The sequence below is a fragment of the Roseateles sp. genome (assembly GCF_039929605.1).
Classification (GTDB): Bacteria; Pseudomonadota; Gammaproteobacteria; order Burkholderiales; family Burkholderiaceae_C; genus Pelomonas.
This window is the reverse complement of the sequence record NZ_JBDSQX010000142.1, coordinates 1-4,876: the sequence shown is the minus strand read 5'-3', so window position 1 is coordinate 4,876 and position 4,876 is coordinate 1. Positions and strand designations below refer to the sequence as shown.

Sequence of the window (4,876 nt, the reverse complement as noted above, 5' to 3'; positions counted from 1 at the left end):
CCGCAAGCTGCTCGTGCGATACGAGAAACTCGATCGCAGCTTCCTCGCGCTCAACCACATCGCCGCAGCGATCATCGCGTTCCGCAAGGTGCCGCTGACAATAAACATTATTTACGGATAGGCTCTAAGACCGCCGACAGACACGTGGCGAGGCTTCTTCATTTGAGCGCTGGCCCCGGTTCGCGCACACTGCCGTCCGGCCACGGTGGCCCAGGGGGGATTGAATTTTGAAAGTTACAGACGTCAAGGCCACACAGACGGTCGGCTTGGAACGGCGCCGCTTCTTGCAGGGGATGCTGCTGGCGCCACTTGCAGCAGCAGGTGGCGCCGCCGAGGCTGGCGGTTGGACAACGGGCTTCGGCCCCTACGAGGTGGGCACCAGCTGCATGCTGGCCCACAAGTCCACCACAGCCCCGATGGAGCACTACCTGATCGGACGACTGCAGCCCCAAGGCGCGCTCTACGTCGACCAAGTGCTCCAGGACCGGCAGGCCTCGCTGGTGATCGACGTCAAGGTGCCTCAAGACTGGCCCTATGCAGGACGCCTGGCGGGGCTCAGCCTTCCGGTGGTGCTGACCGTCTACTACCCGACGCCGGCCAGCAACCCCAGGCCCGAGTACACCTTCCCGGAAGAGCATGGCTGGTATCGCCTGCCGCACATGCAGCGCCCCGGCGAGGCCCCGTTATTTGCCGATGACGGTGCGCGTTACCCGTTGATCGTCCACTCCGGCGGCCAGAACACCCATGGGCTCTGGCACATCTGGAAACTCCAGCATCTGGCCTCGCTGGGCTATGTGGTGATCGACGTCTATCACGGCGACGGCCGCACACCGGGGTTCGAAGAATCGGTCGCCCTTCGGACCCTGGCCGTGCGCGCGGCGTTGGACCATGTGTTGGCCCACCCCCTCTACGCAGCGCACATCGACGCCGCACGCATAGGCGCCTCCGGTAGTAGCGCCGGCGGGCTCACGGTGCTCTCGCTGATGGGCGGCCTGAACCCTGCGCAGCCCGGCCGATCTCTCGCAGACGAGCGCATCAAGGCCGGCTTCGGGACGGTGCCCTTTGCTGGCTTCGGCAAGGCTGCGGCGCAGAGCATGGGCCTACCCCCCGGGGCGATCCCCAACTTCTGGAATTTCGGCTTTGACTTCGCTGGCCTCGCCACCGTCAAGCGTCCCTGGTTCGCAGTCAGCGGCGAACTGGACCGCAACGTGCCGGCCACCGACGTGCTGGCTGCCGCGCGCGCCACGGGCGGCCCGGCCTGGGTGGTGGAAATGAAGGGCCAGACCCATGCCATGGACGAGGCGGCGCAGGCCGAGACACGTGGCTGGGAAGCCGCTTTCTTCGATGCCCATCTGCGCGACGACGCCAGCGCCAAGGCACTGCTGCGCCGTGGCGCGAACCCGGCGGGTCCCAAGGCCGTGGGCCGCATGGTCTTGCAGGCCGCCTGAGTGCTCTCGGTGGGTTGGGGTGAATGGAGTGAACCCCAACGAATTCTGCCGGCCCAAGCGTCGGGGTTCGAAGGCTCACGCCAACCTACGCGCCGTACGCGCGGCGATCGGCTTCTGGGGCCTTTCGGCTTTCCTGCGCGCGCCTTCGTCGACCCTCGGCCCTGCTCCTTACAAGAACACCCCCATCCGAGTGGCTGCTATGAAGCTAGGGAGTAATGGCCGCAGCCCGGCAGCGACTGCAGCACGCAGGGTGTTGCCCTGCGTGCCAACCAACAGGAGATCTCTCGAATGAACACCGCAAATCACGCCGCCCCCGCCACCCAACGAACAGCCATCGCGCCCCATCGGCTGGCCGCCCTCGGGGTGGCGCTTGTAGCGGCCCTCTCGCTTCCTCAACTGGCCGCCGCACAAGCGCCGGCTTACGACATCACTTTCAAGAACCTCACGAGCAATGCCGCCACGACGGGTGCGGCGACCGAACAGACCGGCCAGCGGCTTTCGCCACCGGTGTTCATCACGCACAGCGCCGACTACACGGCCTACACAGTCGGCCAGGCCGCACCGGAGACGATCTGGCGCATTGCAGAAGGCGGCAATCGCAGCTTCCTGCTCGACGAAGTCAACGCCTTGGTCGGCACGAGCGTGCTCAGCGTCGCAGCGCCGCTGTCTTCCCCGCTGCCTCAACAGGACTCCGTGACGATAAGGGTGCAGGCGGATGCTTCGCACCACCTGCTGTCGTTCGCCAGCATGCTGGGCTGGACGAATGACGGCTTCGTTGGCGTCAGCGGCCTGGACCTGTCGACCATCACCGGCACCGTCACCGTCACGATCAACCTGTACGGCTACGACGCGGGCTCGGAGAAGAACAGCGAGGCCAATGGCTTTCTCGGCGCACTCGGGCTGGGCAACGCGCGCGATCCCGAAGGCGGTTTGATCACCACTCACCTCGGCATTCGCGGCGACGCGAATGCGCCCGCGGCCTGGAACTGGCTGCCGGGCCCTGCAGCCAGCCTCACCATCAGCGCAGTGCCCGAGCCGAGCGGTTGGGCCCTGATGCTGGCGGGCGGACTGCCGCTGCTCCACCTGCTGCGCAAGCGCGCAGGCGCCGGGTCGGCGCACAAGGTCTGAGAACGGTCTGCGCAGGGCTGCCAGGCCCTGCTTCCTCAGCAGCCAATTAGTTCGCCGACGTGCGATGACGGCGGCGAGCCCGCCACGCCAGCACCGGCAGCCCGGTCAGCAGCAGCCATGTCGCGGCGGGCTCGGGCACGGCTGAGGTGGCATAGGTGAAGCCGTTGTCGTTCTGCAGCGTGACGCCCAGCGACGGGTCCAGGCCTCCCATGTAGAGATGCACGGAGTTGCCGTAGTCGGAGCTGTTGTTGCGCCCATTGAGCACGTTGGCAGGCCCCCAGGCGGTCGAGACAGTTCGCGCGTAGGCCGCCAATCCGTAGACGACCCGGAACCTGTCGCCCACCTTGGCGCTGTAGGTCGTCTCGTAGTCCTGCAACGCGTCGCCGCCGGAGTCGGTCGCCACGCCCACCCGCTGGACGAACGCGTTGATGCCGAAACTCATCCACCCACCACCGACCCCGCTCACGTCCATCGTCATCTTGACCGTCACCGGGCTGCCGACAGGCAGCACGGACGAATGGACGGTCACGAGATCCGTCAACTGCGCGAAGGAGCGCCCACCCATGCTGACGTTGTTGCCGCCGGCGCCCTGGATCTGAACGAAGGTGGAGGCGTGAAGCTGGCCGAAATCCGCAAACGCGCGTGCATTGCCGTTCAGCACGAAGTTCGGCACCTGTGAGACGTTGCCGTTGTCGAACGTGGAACGCAGGTGGGTCACCGTGCCGGTGTCCGTCGTCGGCGAGCCGAGGCCGATGGTCTGCGCGAAGGACACGCACTCTGTCGTCAGGGTGCTGCCCGGCGTGCAGATGGTGGGATTGGTGACGACGTTGTCCGCGCTCGTGCTCCGGATGAACGCCTCCACCTGGACGGTGGCCGCCATCGCTGAAAGCGACATCGTCAGCCACGACGCGGCCAAAATCCCTCGAAGGTATTTGGTGGGCATGGTGTCTCTCTGGTGATGGATGCGCATGTCGGTCTCCTTGTGTGGTGACCGAAGGCTATGCGTCCGCCCAGGCGCCGTCAGTCCCTAAATCCGGCTGATCCACGGCGCGCTCGAAATACGTCTGTACACCGCAGGTGTCGCTTTTGGGGACCGTCCAGGTGTCGGCGTTGCGGGAAATCGCCGACGAACGAGGCGCCGCTCACGCAAGGTCAGCCGCGAATCGAGCCCAGCCTGTTCCTGAGTCGGAGGCGCCTCGCCGCCTGATTGAGGATCAAGCGGTTTTGAGGCCGGCCAGCGCGGCGGGCACCTGGCTTTGCCGCAAATTCCTTACTCGCATACCATGTAAGGCATCAAAGGCAAGGAGTTCTCATGCTCGCCACTCTCACCAGCAAAGGGCAGGTCACGCTGCCCAAGGAAATCCGTGATCGGCTCGGCCTGGATGCAGGCTCGACGCTGGACTTTGAACTGATGGCAGACGACACCATCACCGTGCGCGCCATCAAGCCCAATGCGCTGCGCCTGCGCGGGCTGTTGAAGTCGCCCCACGCTGCGCCGCTGTCGGTGGAAGACATGGACGCTGGCATCGCCGCGCAGCTTCGCGGCAAGCACGCCAAGGCCAAGCGGTGATCGGGCTCGACACGAATGTGCTGTTGCGCCTGTGGCTGAACGACGACCCCGCACAGGCGCCGCGCGTCGAGGCCCTGCTGAGCGAATATGGCCAAGGCATGGGCTCGCTGCTCGTGACCGACGTGGTGTTGGCCGAGGCGCTGTGGGTTCTGGCGTCGGCCTATGCGCAGGACAAGGCCGCCCAGCTTGCGGCCGTGCACAGCCTGTTGGACGAGCCCGCGTTTTGCTTCGAGCACCGCGATGCGGTCGCGGTGGCGGCCGACCTGTTCGCGAAAGCGTCGTGCGGGTTCTCGGACTGCTTGATTACGGCCAAACACCAGCAGTTGGGCTGCGAATTCACGGCAACGTTCGACAGGCGAATGGCGAAGTTGCCGGATGTGCGGGTGATGTGAGCGAGCGGAATTCGTAGGGCGGGTCGCGACACCTACGAGCTGGCGCGGCGGTAGCGCATGGAGCTTTTCGTAGGTTGGGGTGAACGCAGTGAACCCCAATGACCTTGCCCCCGAAAAGCGTATCCCTTGCTGAGTGATTCAATCCAAGCAAGAGGAAACGAAATGACGAAGACAAAGACAGGCGCTGCCAGGGCGCGTTACACGCTGGAGTTCAAGCAAGAGGCGGTGCGCCTGGTCGAAGGCGGGCAGAGCATTGCAGCGGCGGCACGCACGCTGGGCGTGGTGGACCAGACCTTGTTCAACTGGGTCAAAGCCAGCCGGGCCGGCAAGCTCAGCGG

General features: G+C 65.5%; 6 protein-coding genes and 1 pseudogene. 6 read left to right on the top strand and 1 reads right to left on the bottom strand.

The genetic code is table 11. From position 1 onward, the window contains the following. From ABIS05_RS19820 to ABIS05_RS19810, 3 genes and pseudogenes are all read left to right on the top strand, one after another. Window positions 1-121 (top strand): annotated as a pseudogene (locus tag ABIS05_RS19820) (IS5/IS1182 family transposase); the annotation flags it as partial. 106 nt (window positions 122-227) lie between these two features. Then, window positions 228-1,448 carry a hypothetical protein gene (locus tag ABIS05_RS19815; protein WP_348012484.1) on the top strand — a complete coding sequence of 407 codons (1,221 nt, stop codon included), beginning with the start codon at window positions 228-230 and terminating at the stop codon, window positions 1,446-1,448. 288 nt (window positions 1,449-1,736) lie between these two features. After that, a complete protein-coding gene (locus ABIS05_RS19810; RefSeq protein ID WP_348012483.1) occupies window positions 1,737-2,576 on the top strand; it encodes a spondin domain-containing protein in 840 nt (279 codons plus the stop codon). Between the two features lie 46 nt (window positions 2,577-2,622). Here ABIS05_RS19810 and ABIS05_RS19805 read toward each other — a convergent pair whose 3' ends face one another. Then, complete coding sequence (locus tag ABIS05_RS19805; protein ID WP_348012482.1) at window positions 2,623-3,519, bottom strand: PEP-CTERM sorting domain-containing protein; 897 nt, start codon at window positions 3,517-3,519, stop codon at window positions 2,623-2,625. 369 nt (window positions 3,520-3,888) lie between these two features. Between ABIS05_RS19805 and ABIS05_RS19800 the strand changes: the two genes are divergently transcribed. From ABIS05_RS19800 to ABIS05_RS19790, 3 genes are all read left to right on the top strand, one after another. Next, window positions 3,889-4,146 (top strand): AbrB/MazE/SpoVT family DNA-binding domain-containing protein, encoded by a 258-nt coding sequence (locus ABIS05_RS19800; protein WP_348012481.1) that lies wholly within the window; start codon window positions 3,889-3,891, stop codon window positions 4,144-4,146. Further along, entirely contained in the window at window positions 4,143-4,538 is a 396-nt protein-coding gene (locus ABIS05_RS19795; RefSeq protein ID WP_348012480.1) for a type II toxin-antitoxin system VapC family toxin, read from the top strand. The genes ABIS05_RS19800 and ABIS05_RS19795 overlap by 4 nt, the downstream gene beginning before the upstream one ends. Window positions 4,539-4,700: 162 nt before the next feature. Continuing rightward, the coding region (locus ABIS05_RS19790; protein ID WP_348012485.1) for a transposase at window positions 4,701-4,876 on the top strand (176 nt) is incomplete at its 3' end.